General features: G+C 61.5%; 12 protein-coding genes and 1 tRNA gene. 5 read left to right on the forward strand and 8 right to left on the reverse strand.

Features of this window, described 5'->3' with window-relative positions:
• The first annotated feature begins 80 nt into the window (after positions 1 to 80).
• Positions 81 to 887, forward strand: a complete 807-nt coding sequence (gene aroD, locus HMPREF9237_RS00460) for a type I 3-dehydroquinate dehydratase (protein WP_016441741.1) — start codon at positions 81 to 83, stop codon at positions 885 to 887.
• Positions 888 to 942: 55 nt separating this feature from the next.
• Here the strand turns inward: aroD and lysA are convergent, their stop codons facing one another.
• Entirely contained in the window at positions 943 to 2,364 is a 1,422-nt protein-coding gene (gene lysA, locus HMPREF9237_RS00465) for a diaminopimelate decarboxylase (RefSeq protein WP_155875748.1), read from the reverse strand.
• Between the two features lie 8 nt (positions 2,365 to 2,372).
• On the reverse strand, positions 2,373 to 4,049 hold the full coding sequence (gene argS, locus HMPREF9237_RS00470; protein ID WP_016441743.1) for an arginine--tRNA ligase: 1,677 nt from the start codon (positions 4,047 to 4,049) through the stop codon (positions 2,373 to 2,375).
• A gap of 129 nt (positions 4,050 to 4,178) precedes the next feature.
• On the opposite strand from argS, the gene HMPREF9237_RS00475 reads away from it, so the two are divergent.
• Positions 4,179 to 4,251, forward strand: a tRNA-Arg gene (locus tag HMPREF9237_RS00475).
• Positions 4,252 to 4,388: 137 nt separating this feature from the next.
• On the opposite strand, the gene HMPREF9237_RS00480 is transcribed toward HMPREF9237_RS00475, so the two are convergent.
• From HMPREF9237_RS00480 to HMPREF9237_RS00500, 5 genes are all read right to left on the reverse strand, one after another.
• Positions 4,389 to 5,333, reverse strand: a complete 945-nt coding sequence (locus HMPREF9237_RS00480; protein WP_016441744.1) for a zinc-binding dehydrogenase — start codon at positions 5,331 to 5,333, stop codon at positions 4,389 to 4,391.
• A 185-nt stretch (positions 5,334 to 5,518) separates the two neighbouring features.
• A complete protein-coding gene (locus HMPREF9237_RS00485; RefSeq protein ID WP_016441745.1) occupies positions 5,519 to 6,382 on the reverse strand; it encodes a glycerophosphodiester phosphodiesterase family protein in 864 nt (287 codons plus the stop codon).
• A complete protein-coding gene (locus tag HMPREF9237_RS08700) occupies positions 6,382 to 7,950 on the reverse strand; it encodes a M23 family metallopeptidase (protein ID WP_016441746.1) in 1,569 nt (522 codons plus the stop codon). Before HMPREF9237_RS08700 ends, HMPREF9237_RS00485 begins: the two co-directional genes overlap by 1 nt.
• 193 nt (positions 7,951 to 8,143) lie before the next feature.
• Complete coding sequence (locus HMPREF9237_RS00495) at positions 8,144 to 9,169, reverse strand: hemolysin family protein (RefSeq protein ID WP_016441747.1); 1,026 nt, start codon at positions 9,167 to 9,169, stop codon at positions 8,144 to 8,146.
• Complete coding sequence (locus tag HMPREF9237_RS00500; RefSeq protein ID WP_016441748.1) at positions 9,162 to 10,463, reverse strand: hemolysin family protein; 1,302 nt, start codon at positions 10,461 to 10,463, stop codon at positions 9,162 to 9,164. Before HMPREF9237_RS00500 ends, HMPREF9237_RS00495 begins: the two co-directional genes overlap by 8 nt.
• 95 nt (positions 10,464 to 10,558) lie before the next feature.
• On the opposite strand from HMPREF9237_RS00500, the gene HMPREF9237_RS00505 reads away from it, so the two are divergent.
• Entirely contained in the window at positions 10,559 to 11,149 is a 591-nt protein-coding gene (locus tag HMPREF9237_RS00505) for a GDSL-type esterase/lipase family protein (RefSeq protein WP_016441749.1), read from the forward strand.
• A gap of 4 nt (positions 11,150 to 11,153) precedes the next feature.
• Here the strand turns inward: HMPREF9237_RS00505 and HMPREF9237_RS00510 are convergent, their stop codons facing one another.
• Positions 11,154 to 11,939, reverse strand: a complete 786-nt coding sequence (locus tag HMPREF9237_RS00510; protein WP_016441750.1) for an L-threonylcarbamoyladenylate synthase — start codon at positions 11,937 to 11,939, stop codon at positions 11,154 to 11,156.
• Between the two features lie 314 nt (positions 11,940 to 12,253).
• Here HMPREF9237_RS00510 and HMPREF9237_RS09385 point away from each other — a divergent pair, with 314 nt between their 5' ends.
• Together HMPREF9237_RS09385 and HMPREF9237_RS00520 are read left to right on the forward strand one after the other, a co-directional pair.
• Positions 12,254 to 12,520, forward strand: coding sequence for a hypothetical protein (locus HMPREF9237_RS09385; RefSeq protein WP_016441751.1), 267 nt, complete (start codon positions 12,254 to 12,256; stop codon positions 12,518 to 12,520).
• Positions 12,521 to 12,771: 251 nt separating this feature from the next.
• On the forward strand, positions 12,772 to 18,618 hold the full coding sequence (locus HMPREF9237_RS00520; RefSeq protein WP_016441752.1) for a DUF4011 domain-containing protein: 5,847 nt from the start codon (positions 12,772 to 12,774) through the stop codon (positions 18,616 to 18,618).
• Positions 18,619 to 18,730 lie beyond the last annotated feature (112 nt).

The following is an 18,730-nucleotide window of genomic DNA, read 5'->3' on the forward strand; positions in this document are numbered from 1 at the left end:
TGGTGCTCACCACGCAGATGGGTACAATATCCCCATGGAAAATGCATCGAGTGATGCACGAAGAGAAAGCGAGGTGCGCGATGCCCACTGTGAAAATCAAGGACGTCGCCTTCGGCTCCGGGCCGACGAAAATCCTCGTGTCCATAACGCCCGCCAACGGTGACGAGCTGCGGACACAGGTAGCGAAGCTTCCCGCACAGGACATTGACGTCTTGGAATGGCGCGTGGATTTCCTTGAGGACCTTTCCACCCTCACCGAGGTGGGAACCCTTTTGCGTACATCCACGAACCTACCGATTCTGGGCACCTTCCGCTCCGCGGCGGAGGGCGGCCAGAAGGCAATTCTGCCCGATGATTACGGCCCCCTGGTGATACGCCTCATCCAATCCGGGCTGGTGGATGCGGTGGATGCGGAGCTGTTCCGCACCGAAGCCTGGACCGAACGTATTATTCAGGAAGCGGCGCGGGCCCAGATACCGGTGATTGGCTCCTACCATGATTTCCGTTCCACCCCGCCCGAAGATGAGATCGTTAATCGCTTGCGGCTCTTGCAGGTGCACGGGGCCTCCATCGCGAAAATTGCGGTGACTCCCTCCCATCCGGGCGATGTGGTGACGGTGCTCAATGCAACTTATCGGGCCAGCCAGGAATTGCACGTCCCTCTTATCACCATCGCCATGGGGGCGCTGGGCACCATGAGCCGCATTACTTCCGCTATTTTCGGGTCCGCGGGAACCTGGGGTCAGGCCGGGCATACCACGGCAGCCGGGCAGATTGCGGTAGCCGAACTGCGCCCGGTAGTGGATGCTATCTCCGCCTGGAGTAGCGCCCCGGATACCTGGGAAAAGCCCACGCAGGTAAGGGAGGCCGTGCTTCCGGAGAGCTAGCGTTCTAACCGTGCAGGTTGCCGGTCTGAAGGTGCGCTACGGGCCGGCAACCGCCCTAGTTTTCAGCAGTGGTGGCCGGGGAATCCGCGGCCGGGTAATCCGCATCCAGCGCGAAGAGATCGGCCACGGTCTCCCCGCGAATAAGCCAGCGGGCCCGGCCATCACGCACCGCAATAACTCCCGGGCTGGGAAGCATATTGTAATGGGAGGCCATGACCCGGCCGTAGGCGCCGGTTCCCGGCGTGACAAGCAGGTCACCGGCGTGAATATCTTCCGGGAGGGCGACGGCGCGCACCACAATATCGCCCGATTCGCAATGTTTACCGACAACTCGGCATACGCGCGAAGAATCTGCATCCTCGGCCTGGACTCGATCCACGAGTGCCGCGGTGTAATCCGCACCGTAGAGAGCGGGGCGGATATTATCGGACATTCCCCCGTCTACCGAAACATAGGTGCGGGTGCGGGTAGTATCCACGTGGACATCTTTGATGGTTCCCACCGTGTAGAGCGTCATACCGGCCGGGGCAATAATGGAACGGCCCGGTTCCACGGATATCCGCGGGGCAGGAATGCCACTCTGGGCGCTGTGCCGGGCAACTTCCGTGGCGAGCACGGTGGCGAAGTCACGTGGGGAAGGCGGAATCGGATCCGCACCGGTGTAGCGCACCCCGTAGCCACCGCCCAGATCTATTTCGGGGATAACACTCCCCAGCTCGCGCGCCACCCGAGCCCGCAGGTCAAGGATGGCGCGTGCCGCAGCCACAAAAGCATCCGTGGCCACGATTTGGGAGCCGATATGCGAATGCAATCCCACCAGGCGCAGCCACGGATTGGCGCTAATACGCCGGATAGCCTCCCAGGCGGCACCGCTGGTGAGTGACAGGCCGAATTTTTGGTCCTCATGAGCGGTAGCAATGAAATCGTGGCCGCCCGCGTGGATACCGGAGGTTATTCGCACAACAACGGCCGCTACCCGCCCGCGGCGCGCGGCAGCCTCCGCCACCAGCTCCACTTCGGCTAAGGAATCAACTACGAGGTGGGCGACCTCATGCTCCAGGGCCAGCTCAATTTCCGCCGCGGATTTATTATTTCCGTGCAATCCGAGCTGGTGCCCCCGCGCTCCGGCCGCCAGGGCGATGCGCAGCTCTCCTTCGGAGCAGGTGTCCAGGTGGAGGCCTTCTTCCAGCATCCACCTAGCTACACCCACGCTGGCAAAAGCCTTGCAGGCGTAGTAAACATCCGCTCCCGCCAACTCCGCAAAAGCCTCGCGCATAGCGCTCACCCAGGCGGCGGCGCGAGCGCGGGCATCTACTTCATCCAGGATGTAGAGCGGGGTGCCGAATTGCGCGGTCAGCCCGCTTACCGAACAGCCACCCACCTCGAGATCGCCGGGAACCCGGCGCACCGTAGTTGACCACACCCCGGTGGGTGAACCATCCGGGACGGGCGCGGGCAGCTGCTCGAGAGCACTCACAGCGGCGCTCACATTTTCTCCGGAGCGCTGACCCCGAGCAGGTGCAGCCCGTTAGCGAGAACCTGACGGGTTGCATCATTAACCCACAGGCGGGTGCGGTGCAGATCGCTGACTTCTTCATCCGCGCGCGGGGTGACCCGGGCCTTGCCGTACCAGGTGTGGTAGGCGCCGGCCAGTTCTTCCAGGTAGCGGGCCACCCGGTGCGGTTCGCGATTGGCCGCGGCCAGGGAGATCACTTCCGGGAAGCGAGCGAGCTGCCCGATGAGATCGGAATCGGCTTGTTCCAGCAGCTCCGGCGTGAAGGCATCCGCGCGCCGCACCCCGTGTTCGGCCGCGTTACGAGCCACATTAGCGGTGCGCGCGTGCGCGTATTGCACGTAGTAGACCGGGTTGTCATTGGTATGCGAGGCCAGCACATTGAGGTCCAGCTCCAGGGTGGTATCCACCGAGGCCCGCACCAGCGAGTAGCGTGCCGCATCCACTCCCACGGCTTCCACCAGGTCCTCCAGGGTCACCACCGTGCCAGCGCGCTTGGACATACGCACCAGAACGCCGTCACGCTTGAGGTTGACCAGCTGGCCGATGAGGATTTCCATATTGCCGCCCTTGCCGGCGGTATCCCCAAACGCGCGGGCCATGGCGTACATGCGCCCAATGTAACCGTGGTGATCCGCGCCGAGCATATAGACGGCATGATCGGCACCGCGGTGGCGCTTATCGAGGTAGTAGGCGATGTCACCGGCGAAGTAGGCGGTTTCCCCATCCGATTTCACGATGACGCGGTCTTTATCATCACCGAAATCGGTGGAGCGCAGCCATACCGCATTATCTTCTTCGTAAATAACACCGCGTTCACGGAGTTTTTCGATGGCCGCGGCAACCGCTCCGGAATCATGGAGGGATTGTTCGTGGAAGAACACATCGAATTCAGCCCGGAAATCAGCCAAGGAATTCTTGATCTCCGCGAACATGAGCTCCACACCACCGGCGCGGAATACTTCCTGAGCTTCAGTTTCCGGGAGGGTGCGCGGATCGGGATGCCCGGCAGCTAGTTCCTGGGAAATAACCTGCTGCGCAATATCGGAAATATATGTTCCACCGTAGCCATCTTCCGGGGTTTCACGGCCCAGTGCCGCGGCCAGCAAACTTTCCGAGAAATGATTGATTTGGTTGCCGTGATCATTGAAATAGTATTCGCGCACGACATTAGCGCCGGTAAAGCTGAGAATCCGGGCGAGGGTATCCCCCACCGCGGCCCAGCGCGCTCCTCCGATGTGGATAGGACCGGTGGGGTTCGCGGAGACGTATTCCAAATTGACGGTGGTCCCGGCGCCGGCTTGCGAGGAGCCGTAGCGCTCCGCCTGCTCCACGATGGTGCGGGCTAATTCCCCAGCGGCACCCGCGGAGAGGCGAATATTAATAAAACCGGGGCCGGCAACCTCTACCTGGGCAATGCCGGCGACGCCCTCGAGGCGCCCGGCCAGCAGGGTGGCTAGATCGCGCGGGGGCATTCCCGCGCGCTTGGCGAGCTGCATGGCCACATTCGTGGCCCAATCCCCGTGCTCACGCGAACGCGGGCGCTCGATTTTCACCGCGGGAATATCACCATCGAGGTGAAGCTGACCTTCATTACGTGCGGCGTTAATTTCCGCCGCGATACATGCACTGAGTTCTTCCGGAGTCACGTGTCTAAGTGTACGTGCTAACCCCGACAAAATTGCACCGCCACCCGCAGACGCACAAGATACGAAACTCCAAGTAAGAATCCAGGTATTTTTCCCGGCGCCTACCAACGTGGTAAAGTAGCGCAGTGCGCCCCGATAGCTCAGGGGATAGAGCGTTCGCCTCCGGAGCGAAAGGCCGCAGGTTCGAATCCTGTTCGGGGCACAAATCGCATCAAGATGGGCCCGCGTATCGAAAGATATGCGGGCCCATCGCGCTACGCTGGTGGCCCGAGCTGCGCCGTCGTTCCACAAGCGCCCCGTCGTTCCGCAACGCGCGCGGGCGCAACACGCCACCGCTACTTAATACTCAACAACCAGGCGCCCCACGACCTCGTGATTCTTGAGCTTCTCGATACCCTCGGGAATCTCCTCGAAGGGGATGGTGGTGACCTGCGGGGTGAGTTTCCCGGTGGCCATGAACTCGTAAATCCCGGCAATATCTGCCTTGGTACCGCCGTTAGAACCGATGAGGCGGCACTGGTTGAGGATGAGACTCTTCGTGGAAATAAGGGATTCCAGCTTGCCCATTCCCACAACCACCACGGTGCCATCGCGGCGAATAATATCCACGGCGTCCGCGGTGGTGGTGCCGAAACCGGCAAAGTCTACGATGAGATCAAAGGTAATATCCGAGAAGTCCTTGATGTTCCCTTTTACGCCCTTGGCGCCGATCTTTTCGGCCAGCGGCCACACCTTTTCGTTGATTTCAGCCACGTACACATCCGCGCCGGCGAGAACCGCCACCCGCGCACCGATCTGCCCGAGCCCACCCAGGCCAATAATTCCCACGGTTTGGCCCTTTTGCAGGCCACCCTGGGTCACAACCGCCGCGTGGGACGTCATTCCGGCATCGGTTGCCGCGGCGCCCAGAACAAAATCAACCCCGTCCGGAAGCGGGACAAGCGCTTCGGCCGGAACCGCCATTTTTGGAGCGAAACCGCCATCGAAACTGTAGCCCGGGGCGCCGGCCGCGGTGGTGGGGCACACACCTACGCGGTCCCCGACCTGGTATTCGGTGACACCCTCGCCCACTTCGGCCACAACGCCCGAATTTTCATGCCCGATGGTGATAGGCCGTTTGGCGAGCATAGATAGCCAGCCCTCGTCCGTGAGCAGACCGACATCCGAGTGGCAAATACCGGCCGCCTTCATCTCCAGAACTACTTCGCCCGGACCGGCCGTGGGTTCAGGAACCTCATTGAGAACAAGAGGTTCGTGGGTATTGGTAAATTGCCAAGCCTTCATCACAACTCCTTTTATGTGGCGGTGCGGCGCTTCGATGCACCGCAAGGAACTTTAAGCCTAGCATTTCTTGTTTGTTTCGTCACTATTTGCGCGGTGGTTGCGCTGAGAGCGTGCGGTGCGAGCGCGGTGCGGGAGATGGTACGACGCCGCCGCTACCTGCCACGCTCCCCTCCCGCTACCGGGGTTTAAATCCGCACCGAGTACTGCGAGCGGTCGAAATAGTTGCGCATAGTGCTCGGTTCGTCGGTAATAATGCCATCAACACCCAGGTCAAGGAGTCTCTCCGCCTCCGCGGCCGAATTAATTGTCCAGGCGTGTACCGCCAGACCCTGCGCGTGAGCGAGCTGCACAAAACGAGCGGTGAGCACGGGAACCGGGCGCCCGAGCTTACCGTCCTCCTCCTCGCGGCGGCGCAAGCGTGAAAGAGGGCGGGGTAGCGAGCGCGGGCGGGGCAGCGCGATATCAACCGGCACCTGAACTGCCTGGAAGCCGCGCTGCGAGCCGGGGAATTTTGCGATGCGCACCCCCTGCACCCCGGGCAAGCGGGAGAGAGCCATAAGCCAGGCCACCGCGGAGCGGCCCAGTGAAAATGTGGCTCCCGGGAGCTGACTACGCATACGCTCCACGCGAGGCTGGGAGAAACTTGCCAGGCACACCCGCCTGGCAGCCCCGGTGCGCCGCACCGCCGCCACCAGCGGTTCCACGGCCGCATCGGATTTCGCGTCGAGATTAAAAACAGCATCCGGGAAGGCGTCGAGGACTTCGTCTAGGCGCGGCGGGCGTTCCCCGGCTTCGTTACGGACCTGCGCAACTTCCGCCCAGGTGTGCGCACTGACCGGGCCGACCCCGTCCGTGGTGCGGTCCAGAAGCGGATCGTGGAGGATAACCGCCACCCCGTCCGCGGTAGTATGCACATCCGATTCGATATGCCGAAATCCCGCGCGGTAAACAGCATCAAAAGCGCGCAGGGAGTTTTCCGGGTATTCGTTACCGCCACCGCGGTGGGCGATGATGAGCGCCGGCCCATCAATATCGTAGAGTCGCCCCATTACTTACAATCCGCCTCGAGAGGCTGGGCTTGACGTTCTTCCAGGAAGGCGAGCGGGTCGAGGAGTTCGTCATTGGCGGCGTGAATCTCCAGGTGGAGGTGCGGGCCAGTGGAATAGCCATTCGAACCCACCGCTCCGATCACGTCACCGGCCTTGACTTTGTCACCGGCCTTGACGAAAACTCCGTCGTCGTACATATGGATATACCAGGAGCTGAACTTTTCCCCGTTAATGGTGTGCTCAATAATAATGAGATTATTGGAGCGGCCCTGGATGCCTTCACCGGCGTGCTTGACCACACCGTCGGCAATGGCATGGATCGGGGTACCGGCCGGAGCGCCGAAGTCCTGCCCGGCGTGGGAGGATACCTCACCGGAGATCGGATCCACGCGGGTGCCGAAAGGCGAGGTGAGGCGGTAGCTGCCCTCGGGAAGTGGCTTAACGATGAGGCGATCCGTGGGGATATCAAAAGCGGCGCGGGTGCCGGAGGCCCCGGCGGAGGTCGGGCAGGCACGACGCGGATTTTCTGCCGCGGTGCGGGCCTGGGCGCGCTGAATCGCACCGACTTCCCCGGTGAGCTGGGCCGGGGTGGTGAATTCTTCCGCTACGGGTGCCACAAAAGCCGGGTTGGCGGCCTGCGCCGCATTCCCCTGCAAGGTGGACATGACGGGAAGTACCATACCCAGGCAAGCCACCGCGCCAATAAGAATATTGCGGTAGGGAGAAACGGAACGCGCCACCGCCCATTGCGCGGCAGCCCCGGCCAGGATACGGTCTGAACGTTCCCGGTTCTGCGCGCGCCCGCGGGCTTCACCCGCACGCAGCGCCGCGCCAATTTCCGATTCGGAGAGGACTTCCGTGCCCTCGCTATCGGTAATTCCCCCCGCGGCGCCGATTCCTGCGGTAGGCGCTGCCTCGCAAGCGGCTACGGTCAAAGAAGAAGGAAGAACGACGCCGAAAGCGGCCCCGCGCCCCACTTCTACCTGCGGTTTCAGTTCCGGGGTGGGGAGCGCTGCGGTATCTGACTCGGTGCTTGCGGGTACCGCGGTGCAGGCCCGTTTGCCGCGCGCGGGAAGCTCACGCACCGTTGCGAGCGGTGCGTGTGTTGAGGTTGAAGCAACCGGAGCGAGCGCTGCAACTGTTGCTACCGTTGCGGCCGTTTCTACGGTTGCGACCGGGGCGACGGCAGCAGCGCGACGCCCGCGCCGCGCGGATTGTGATGCTTCAGCCCGTTTGCCGGGGGCGCGCACCCGGTCAGTACCTTCTGCGGTAGGCACCGCCCGGGAAGTTGAACGGGATACCGGCGCGGCAGCACGGCGGGCACGGCCAGCAGAAGTTTCAGGCAAAGCAGACACGGCATGCGAAGTGGGAATCGCATCCGCAGCAGGCGCTACGTGTGATGCGCGCGCGGCGTGTGACGGGGCCGTGTGCGAGCCTGCAAGCCGCGAGCTTTCCGCACCCACATCCGCGGTGCTGCGCACGGCGCGTTTCCCAACGCGCTCCTGCGGAGCCTCGCTCGCCCGGACAGCCCTGCGCCCGCCGCGAGAGGTGTGGTGTGCCGCGCTCACTGCTCTCCTTATAATTTCCACCCCGAGACCGGTCATTCCACCGGCCTATTACTGTTACAAAATGATAACGGTCAGCGCTCGAAAGGCAAAGAGTTTTCGCCACATGACCCGTCGTGCCCCGCGCGCTAGCCACGCCATCCCGCTCCCGAAGCACACTCATGACATACCACTATATCGGCGCTATCTCGCGGTTTTAGGAACGGCGCTGCATGGAATCACGCACGTCTCCGACGAGGTCCTCAATCACGTCTTCGAGGAAGATCACACCCGTTACCTTTCCGTTATCTTCCACGATGGCCATATGCGTACCCGAGGTTTGCATAGTCCGCAGGGCATCCTCCACACCCGTACTGGCGGCCAGGCTGCGCACCGGGCGCACCAACCGGGCGGAAATGGGCAGTTCGCGCTGGGCGGCGTCGAGAATATCTTTCACGTGAATATACCCGACGATATTCCCGCCACTGACCAGCGGGAAACGTGAATACCCGTGGTCGGCCACCAGCCGTTCCACCTGCGCGGGCGTGGCGGTGCGCGGGCAGGTCACCACCTTATCTAGGGGCAGCATGGTGTCCCCCACCTGATGTTCGGAAAATTCCAGCGCCCCGGTAATAAGACCCTGGGTATCTTGGAGTACCCCGGCCGCTTGGGACGCGTGCACAATCGCCGCTACTTCGGGGGCGGTAAAAGCGGAGATGACCTCGTCTTTGGGTTTCATACCCATCCAGGAAACGATATGAACCGCGAGCCAGTTGAGGGATCCGGTTACCGGGCGGAAGATGCGATCAAAAATCAGTAGCGAGGGCACGAAGAGCATGCCGAGGCGTTCGGGATGGGTGACCGCGAGATTCTTCGGCACCATTTCTCCCAGGATCACGTGCAGGGCGGTCACCAGGAGCAGGGCCAGCACAAAAGCGATGGTGTGGGCGAGAACCGCCCCAGCACCCACAGCAGCCAGCGGTACCAGCAGCAGGGCCGCGAGCGCCGGTTCCGCGAGCGCCCCGAGAGCCACCGAGCACAGGGTCACGCCGAGCTGGCAGGCGGCCAGCATTTCATTGAGGTTGCGGGAGGCCGCCAGGGTTTTCGCGGCGCGCGGATTACTTTCCGCCAGGGGTTCCAGGCGAGAGGGCCGCGAGGCGGTGAGCGCAAACTCGCAGGCCACGAAATAAGCGTTTCCGGCGAGCAGCAGCACGGTGAGAATAAGGGCGAGGGTATTACTCATGGATTTTCACCTCCACCGTTTCCACGCGCCGCTCGTCCATAGCGCGCACGGTCAGCTGGGCGTCGTCGACCTCCACCGTGTCCCCCACCACGGGGATGCGGCCAAGTTCGGCCATAATCAGCCCTCCGAGGGTTTCGTAGGGACCGTCTTCGGGCAGGCGCACCCCGCAGATACGGAAGGCTTCGTCCGGGCGCAGCAATCCGGGCACTACCCAGGTTCCCGGTGCGGTGCGGCGCGCGCCTCCGCCGCGGCGGTCGTGTTCGTCCGAAATATTGCCGACGATTTCTTCCACGGCGTCCTCGAGCGTCACGATTCCGGAGGTGCCGCCATATTCGTCGACGACGACGGCCGTTTGGCCACCGATATCTCGAAGCACCACGAGGAGCTCGGGTAATTCCATCGTTTCGGGTACCGCAAATGCTTCGCGCATCACCGAGGAGGAAGTAACGGGCACCTCCGCGCGCCGCTCGGCGGGAATGGCCACGGCGGGGCGCAGGTGCGCGAATCCGCGAATATCGTCGAGGCCGCCCTCACCCACCACGGGGAAACGCGAGAAGCCGGTGGTACGCGCCGCGGTGATCACATCCGCGGCGGAGGCGCTTTCTTCCAGGTACTCCACCCGGCCACGGTCGGTCATAATATCGATGGCGGTGAGCCCGCCCGCGCCGATGGAGGCGGTCAGCAGGCGTGCGGTGGAGGGCTCCAGGGTTCCTGCTGCCGCGGATTGGCGCACCAGGGCACCCAGTTCCGGACCCGAGCGCGCCCCGGATATTTCATCGGCCGGTTCCACGCCCATGCGGCGCAACAACCAGTTCGCGGTGGCGTTGAAAGACACGATCACGGGTTTGAAGACCACGCTGAAGGCGTGCAGGGGCCCGCCCACCCGGGCCGCGGTGCGCAGAGGCTCGGCCAGCGCCATATTTTTCGGCACCAATTCCCCGACGAGCATGGAGAAGAGATTGACGAGGAGGAAGGCCGCGGCCGCGGCAATAGCAACCGCCGCAGCACGTGCCACCCCGGCCGCACCGAGCCAGCCCGTCAATATTTCCGTGAGGGGTTGTTGAGCCACGTAGCCGAGCAGAATCGTGGTGATGGTAATGCCCACCTGGCAGGCGGACAGGAAGAGGGAGAGGTGGTGGAGGCGTCCGGCCACACTGGCGGCGGCCGGGTCCTCAGCGGCGCGTGATTCCACCGCGGCAGGATCCAGGGCCACCAGGGAGAATTCCGCGGCCACAAAAAGCGCGGTTCCCAGCGTGAGGAGGATGCCAAGAAGTAAGAGAAGAGCGTTGGTCACATAAACTCCAGGGTAGGTACTTCTTGCAGTCTAGCGATTCCCGCGTCCCGCGCGGCGAGCACGGTAGGATTTACGTAGTAACAAGGGAGGCAGCCGTGGATTCTTTACGTGTCATCTTCATAGGCGATGAGTTGGTGGCCGGGTACGGCGATGCGCGGGCCCTCGGATGGACGGGCCGCGTTATGGCACGCACTCTCACCGATCCTCCGCTTCTCCCCCTCACTTTGGCTGTGCCCGGTGAAACGATTTCGGAGATGGCGGAGCGCTGGGAGCGGGAAGTTGCTTTGCGTACCGGACCGGATATTGAGGCGCGCCTGGTTATCGGGCTGGGTAGTCACGATCTGGAGCGCGGGGGCACCATGGCGCGGGCGCGCCTGCACCTGGCGAATCTGCTGGATTCCGCGGACCGTATGCGGATGCGCCCCTTCGTGGTGGGCCCGCCCCCGCGCCCGGATCTGCCCCGCGATGTGCAGCTCAATTTGTCCAATGCCTACCGGGATGTGACCGAGCGGCGCCGTTTCCCCTTCGTGGATACTTTTAGCCCGCTGGTTGACCACGAGCAGTGGAATACCGATATGGACCTGAGCGGGGGTTATACGCCCCGCCAGGCCGGTTACGGGCTTATGGCCTGGCTGGTGCTCCACCACGGGTGGAACCAGTGGCTCGGGATTCGCGAAGCTCTTTAGTGGCTTAGTAGTATGCTCCCTGCCGGAAATCCCAGCTGAGGAATGATTCGGAAAGCAGCTGGAGAATCCGATCCAGGTACACACCCTTACGGATAAGTACCGGCGCCGGGGCAACCATGCGCTGCCCGTTCTGTTCGGGCACCAGTTTCCCGGATTCATCTACGAAAGACACCATTACCCCCTGCTCCCATCGCGTGGCTTCTGAGGCATCGGGCTGGATGGACGTCACGTAGTCATCGGCTTCGATCACCAGGTCCGCTTCGGTGGCGATATCGGTTCCGATCCCTTCCACCTTGCCGCGGTTCCCGCGCCCGGAAGGGTTCGCCGAGGAGGCAAAGACCAGCTTCTCATCCTTCTCCCACAGCTCCGCCGCGATCTGCTCGGCAGCCCTGCCGTAGCGAATCACGAAACAGGAGGTTCCGCGTCCGTCGCGCACCAGATTACGTGCTTCGCCTTCTTCCGGAATGTATTTTTCAGCAGCCTCGGCACGCCAGGGCAGGATGCAGCCCATGAGGATATCTTTATCCCAGTTCTTCTGGTAAAAATCGCGGATTTCCGGAGTCAGCTGCGCCAGGGTTTCCAGCTCTTGCATGGAGCCACACAGCACCACGGCGGGCTTATTGCGCTTACGGTTCTTCACCGCAAATTTCCGTTCCAGACCGGCCGAATCTGTAGTCGCGATAATATAGCCAACCTTGGTGGGGAGCACGCACATGGCGCCGCCCGCGCGAAGTAGCTGGGTGGCTTCCGTATTCAGTTCGCCATTCCAGTGCACGTATCCTTCAGCCACGCGGGCCTCCTTCTCTTCTCTTATGCCGTGGGTGGTTCCGTTTCCGAGTGAAACCTTCACGCGGAGTTCGTTTCTAGTACGACGCCGCCCGGCGCCTACCGCGCCGGGAAACCGCGCACTCTGGAGACTAATGTAAATTCCAGATTCTGAGACACATTGTTCACATATTGGACGCGCGCATCGTTCCGCGGACTAAAATACCCGCCTGCCCGGGAGCGATACGGAGTAACATATCGGGTGGACTGTCGAAAATATCGCCGATTGCCAATGAGGACGCGGCGCACGAAACACCGTACGGAAAGGCACTAGCGGGAATGAGCGGAGTGGGATCTGAGGGAGTCGACGTTCTTGTTGTGGAATCCCGAATCCTTCGCGTTGAGATCTCCTACGCCGGGAAAACTGGCTGGGCGCTTGCCCATAACCAGGTTCCCGTTATCAAAAACATTCTTGTTACCAACGTTTCGGATAGCGAGGCGAGCGAGCAGGCGCATCTGGAACTTTCCGCTCGCATCGGCACGAATCCGCTTTTCGACCTCACGATCCCCCTTCCCGAACTCCGGCCGGAAAGGCCACCCCGGTAGCACCGCGTTTCCTCGCGCAGACCCGTCTCGACCCGAGCAATCCCCTGCTACAGGCCACCGAATCCCAACCCGGAACCCTGGAAGCGCACCTGCGTACCGAGGGGAGTTCCGCTTCCGGGTATGCCCGGACCGATATACGTATCCTCGCTCCGAATGAGTGGTTCCACGCTCCGGCATATTTTGAGTCCCTGGCAGCTTTTGCGCAGCCCAATGCCCCGCAAATTCCCGCGCTGGTACGCAAGGTTTCCGATTTGCTTAAGGAAGCCACCGGTGATGCTTCCGTGCAGGGATACCAGGCCGGTATCGAACGGGTGCTTCAAATCATGTCGGCTGTGTACGCAGTTTTAGCGGCTGAAGATATCCGTTACGTCACTCCGCCCGCTTCTTTCGAAAATACCGGTCAGCGCATCCGCACTACGGAGGAGGTTCTCACCGCGAAAGCGGGGACCTGCATAGACCTCGTTCTTACGTATGCGGCCCTGGCACAATCCTGCGGGCTACTCCCCGTGATTATTTTGGTGCCGGGGCACGCCCTCGTGGGTATTGCGAGCACGGAGGACGGCCTGCGTGAACCGGTTATTACCGAACCGGCCTCCATCAATAATTATTTACGCTCCGGTGCGGTTCTTGCCTTGGATGCTGCTTTTTACGACGCCGCACTCAGCTTCCCGGATAACCTCAATCGCACCAAGGCGAAGCTGACAGACGGTACTGTTCTTGCTCTCATCGGTCTGGTGGAATCGCACAGAGACGGCCTGCGCCCGCTTCCCACTCAAGCCCCGCCGGCGGCCGCCCTGCCGGACGCCTCAAGCGCGGCCTCCGCCACAGCCGAGGCCGCCACGCCTGCTCCTCACGCACATTCCCCCGCCGCGGCTATTCGAGCTGCCGGGAAACTGGCACAGCAGTTGACCGGAGAGGATTCCGCGGATTATCTCACTTTGGATACCAGCGATGCGGCCCCGGCCCGGGTGCAGCGCTGGAAGCGCGAGCTATTGGATCTCACCTTGCGCAACCGCCTCCTCAATATCAAACCGGCCAAGGAAGTTCTGGAATTTGAGGTCCGGGCTGGAATGTTGGCGGATATCGACGATCGTATCTCCAGCGGGGATCGTATTACGATGCGCGCTCAGGATGATCTTTCCGATAATCGTTTCCTGCGCGGAACCACGGACGTGAGTGATTTATCCGATGCCGAGGTGAGCGATGAACTGAGCGAGCGCGGCATCCTATTCGGGCACGTAACGGAGTACCGCTACACCGAGTTCTTTAAGAACTTGGCTCGTACCACGAAAACGCTGGCGGAGGAAACCGGCTCAGCCAATCTTTATCTCATGCTCGGAACGATGCGCTACACGAGTAAAAACGGGAAAGATGCCAGCGCACCACTTTTCCTCCTCCCGGTACGGCTGGGGGGCGGTTCGGGCCGTTCTCGTTTCACGATCCAAGCCGATAACAGCGCCGAGGCCACCCCCAATCATTCTCTGGTGGAGTGGCTCCATCAGGAACACGGCGTGCATATCACCGCGCTTTCGGAGCCGAAACTTGATGCTTCCGGTCTTGATATTGACTACGCGCTCCGTGAGATTTCCGCCGCGCTGGTGCGCGAGAATCTTCCCTTTACGGTGACTCGGGATGTCTACCTAGGTATCGCAAAATTCTCCACGTTCGGAATGTGGCGGGATCTGCGCGATCACTGGGATATTTTCATGGAATCTCCGGTATTTGAACACTTGACGCTGCATCCCGGGGAAAGCTTCGTGGAACCGAGTGACCTCCCACCGATTGAGCAGATTACCCCGAACGAGGCGGAACTCAATCTTCCTATTCCCGCGGATGGTGCGCAGATGCGCGTGGTATCGGCTGCCGGCAAGGGATATAGCTTCGTGGTGGAGGGGCCTCCGGGAACCGGAAAATCCCAAACCATCACGAATATCCTGGCCCATCTCCTGGAACAGGGGAAACGGGTACTATTCGTCGCTGAGAAGCAGGCCGCGCTCGACGTCGTCAAAACACGCATGGAACGCATTGGCCTGGCACCTTTTATTCTTGATTTACACGGTGGGGAGCAACGCCCCCAGGCGATTCGGGATCAATTGCGCGGTGCGATTGACGCGAGTGTCCATTACGATATGCACCGCTGGGATAATGCGCGGGCACTGTTGCGTTCCCGTCTAGAACCGCTCGCGGCCTACCCGGCGCTCGTGCACGGAATGAATGCGGCCGGGCATTCTCTCTGGTCGGCCGTCACCGCGTCTCTCGATCTTGGTGAGGGAGCGGTCGCGGTAGTTCCGCAACGCTTCGTCACCGCTCCGAATGCGCGGGTAACCATTGCCGCTATTGATGAAGCGCTGCCCAATATCGCGGTGCGAGCACGCAGTACCGATCTATCCGCGATGTCCGCCTGGCGACTGGTGGGCCCGTATCACGCCCCGGTACCTGAGCTTATGCATGCTTTCGACGGGCTCGCGAGCATGGCCGCGCAATGCGAGAAGTACCCGGAACTGGCCGATACCCTCGAAAGTGTTCCACTCGGGGACGTACGTAAGGCACTTGATGGAACATCACCCCTTTTAGATCCGGATGAGGCCCGGCAGCTGGCTTCCTCCACGTGGAAAATCGCGACGGTTGCCGATAAGCTTTCCCGGCTCGCTCCCGAACTGGAGTTTTTCACTGAGATTTTCTCTCCCACGTTCTTCGCGTACGGCGATACCTCCGCACTTAGCCGCGCGCTTGCTGAGCTCGCGGAGGGCGGCTTCTTCGGGAAGAAGAAGCGCCTGGCGGCGTACCGTTCGGCCCTTATTCCGGCGCTGCCCGCCGGGAAGGAACCGGATGTTGAAGGCGAGCACTCCCCTGACGCAGTCCGGGCCGCGCTCGGCCGGCTGAGCTATATGCGCCGCGCCTTAGCTGATCTGGAGACCGAACTAGAGAATATCCCGGGAGCTCGCCAGCGCGTGAGTGTGGCTCTCAGCGACCCGAGTGCTCCGGCAGCTCTCGCGGAGGCCGCGGATTCTCTCCAGCGTTCTTTGGAGCTTTCTACCCGTTTCCCCGCCCTGGTGGAGTTAACCCGCCGCGCCGGCAGCCTGGATGATGCTCGCGCTGCGCTCGACATCATCAGCACCACCTGGAATTCCTGGGTGAATGCCGCCGATCTGCAACTCCCCTCGGAGAAGCGGTGGATGAGCGTTTTTAAAGAATGGTATCCGCGCTGGTCAGCAGCCGGGCGTGATTCCCTGGCTGCCGCGGTTGAATGGCGCCGTGCCACCGCGATCTTGCGTGAGAACGGCCTGGAAGAATTCCAGCACCAAATCGAAATGGGTGAGGTTCCCGACCGTGATATCTCCCTCGCCTTCCGCCGCGGGGTGGCCTCCACCAGCGCGGAAGAGCGCATGCGGGCTTTCAGCGGTCATATTTCCCTTTCGGAACAAAATAGTTCGGATCTCACTCGCCTCCAGGAAGCTTTCGCCGCGATCCAGGGTGAAGCCACCCAAGCGCTACCGGCTACCCTTATGGCGCGGCGTTCGTTCCGCCCCGGGGAACTCCACGGGAAAGTGGGAACTCTGCGGCGTAACCTGGATCGCAAACGCGGAGCGCGCAGTTTCCGCTCACTGCTCGAAGAATTCACCGAGGAGATCCTGGAAGCCACGCCCTGTTTCTTTGCTAGCCCGGCATCGCTTGCCACGTTCGTGGATCCGACTGCCGTAGTTTTCGACGTCGTCATTTTTGATGAGGCGAGCCAAATTACCGTTGATCAGGCAATGGGGGCCATCGGCCGCGCCAAAGCGGTTATTATCTCCGGGGATAGCCGGCAGATGCCGCCTACGCGGTTCGGGAAAACCGGCCCGTTCAGCGGTGATGATGAGGACCTGGACGATCCGGATCGACCCCTCGTGGAGACGGTGGTCAGTGATCTGGAATCGATTCTTTCCGAGGCGGTCGAATCCGGCCTGCCGCGGCTATGGCTGTCCTGGCACTACCGTTCCCGGGATGAATCCCTCATTGCCTTCTCTAATGAGGCCTATTACGAAGGCAAACTCTCCAGTTTCCCCTCGCCCGGTAACGCGGCACTTTTTGGCGGGGCAGGCGTGAGTATGCGGCGCGTGGATGGAGTATTCGACCGCAGCCGCGGTGCCACTTTCCGAACGAATCGGGTGGAAGCCGAAGAAATTGTGCGTGATATTCACCGGCGCCTCAATTCCCCGGCATTAGCGCACCAATCAATCGGAGTCGTCACCTTCAATATCCAGCAGCGCAACCTCATCCTGGACTTGCTGGAAGATTCGCGCGATCCTCTTATCCGCGCCGCAATGGAACAGGAAAAGGATCCGCTTTTCGTCAAGAACCTCGAAAACGTTCAGGGCGACGAACGCGATGTCATTATTTTCTCCACCGCATTTTCACCGCGCGAGCCGGGCGGCCCCCTTCCTCTCAATTTCGGGCCGCTCAGCCGCGAGGGCGGCGAGCGCCGTTTCAACGTTGCCATTACCCGGGCCCGCAGCGAGGTGCTGGTGGTCACTTCTTTCGATCCGGAAGACATCGACCTCAATCGCACCCGCTCGCGCGGAATGCAGGACTTGCGTGAATATATGCTGCGGGCTCGCGCCCGTACTCAGAACGACGGCGCAGCTACCGCACCGGTGGATACGGATGCGGAAGGAAGTTCCGCTCTTCCCCGCGCCCTGAGCATTAACGACAACCCGGTCCGTGACCGACTCATGCACGAACTGCGCGAGCGCGGCTGGGAAGTGGAGGCCGATTACGGCCTCTCGAGTTACACCCTAGATATCGTGGTGCGCGAGCCGGGGAGCAAGGTATGGCTTCTGGCTGTCATGTTCGATGATGAAAAGTGGAGTTCGCTCCCCACCGTGACTGATCGGGATATCACTCCGCAGCTGCTGACCTCCATGATGGGGTGGCTCGCGGTGGAACGGGTGTGGCTTCCGGAGCTGCGTCGCGATGCGGCCGGGGTTATTGACCGCATTGATGCATCGGCACGGGCAGCCAAGGAACGGTACGCGGCGGAGGAACGGAAGGCAGAAAAACGCCAGGAACGGGCCGCGAAGAAGCTGGCCGGCCGCAAAGCCAAACTCGCCCGCCAGGCAGCAGCGGATAGCGATGCCGCGGCTGGCGAGGAGCTCACTCGAAACGCGAAACTTACTCCGAAGCCGGAGTTCACCTCGGCCCCGGAAGGCAGCCGCACTCCAGTGAGCGCCGGCCAAAAGTCAGTAAGCGCCCACCAGGACCCGGATGCTGAACCGGCCCTCACCTGGCGCGAAGTCCCCTCGGCGCAGCGCAGCACGCACACAAAAGCGAAACGTGCGGCTGAGCCAGCGCAGCACGGCACCCAGGAGGACCCGCAAACAACCCCGCAATCTGCCCCGCAACCGAAGCGAAGTACAATTCGAGTCGCTCTCAAACCAGCCACCCCGGAAAATCCCACTAATACTTCTGAGGAACGCTGGCGTTTTGGTGAAGCCTGGGAAAAACACGGCACGAAACCCGGAGAATCTGTCCGTCAAACAAGCGCGAGCGTTGATGACTGGGGTACCGATATTCCGCCATGCCCAGCACCGTTAACTCTCCCGGACACGTCGCTCTTGGGAAGTCGGGAGGAGCTGGAATTCCCCATGTCTACCGCGCGAACAGCCGAAGTTCGCGAAGCTGTGCGGGAGATGATCGAAGAGAGTGCACCGCTTCCTCTGCAGTCCTTGCGGGTAGCGATTGTTAAGAGGTTCGGGCGGCAACGAACTTCCGAGAAGGTTAACAAAATACTCGATACCTTCATCCCTCAGGATCAGATTTTCGTTGATGATTCCGATGGCCAAGAATTCGTATGGCCTGAGGATGTCTACCCGGAGAATTGGCATTACTACCGGCCCTATCCCGGCCGAGGCATCAACGAGATTCCACTGCGCGAAATCTATAATATGGCGCGCGTATTGGTTGACAAGTATCCGGGAGAATACCGGTGGGGCGAATACCCTGATGAGGATTTCGTGCGCCGTATTCTCAAAGAATTCAGTCTCTTGCGGCTCAGCCCGGATTCCCAAGCTCGGGTGAGCGAAGCGGTGCTTTTGTACGGTAACGAGCACCGGGACTAGCCGGCAGCAAAGCGGCTCCCGCACTGAACGTAATGCGGGAGCCGCTTATTTTCTACCATTCAAGCGGATCGCTTGTGCCGCGCTCGTGGCGGGCCGCCTTAACGGATTCTGC

It is taken from the genome of Actinotignum schaalii FB123-CNA-2 (assembly GCF_000411135.1).
GTDB classification, from domain to species: Bacteria; Actinomycetota; Actinomycetes; order Actinomycetales; family Actinomycetaceae; genus Actinotignum; species Actinotignum schaalii_A.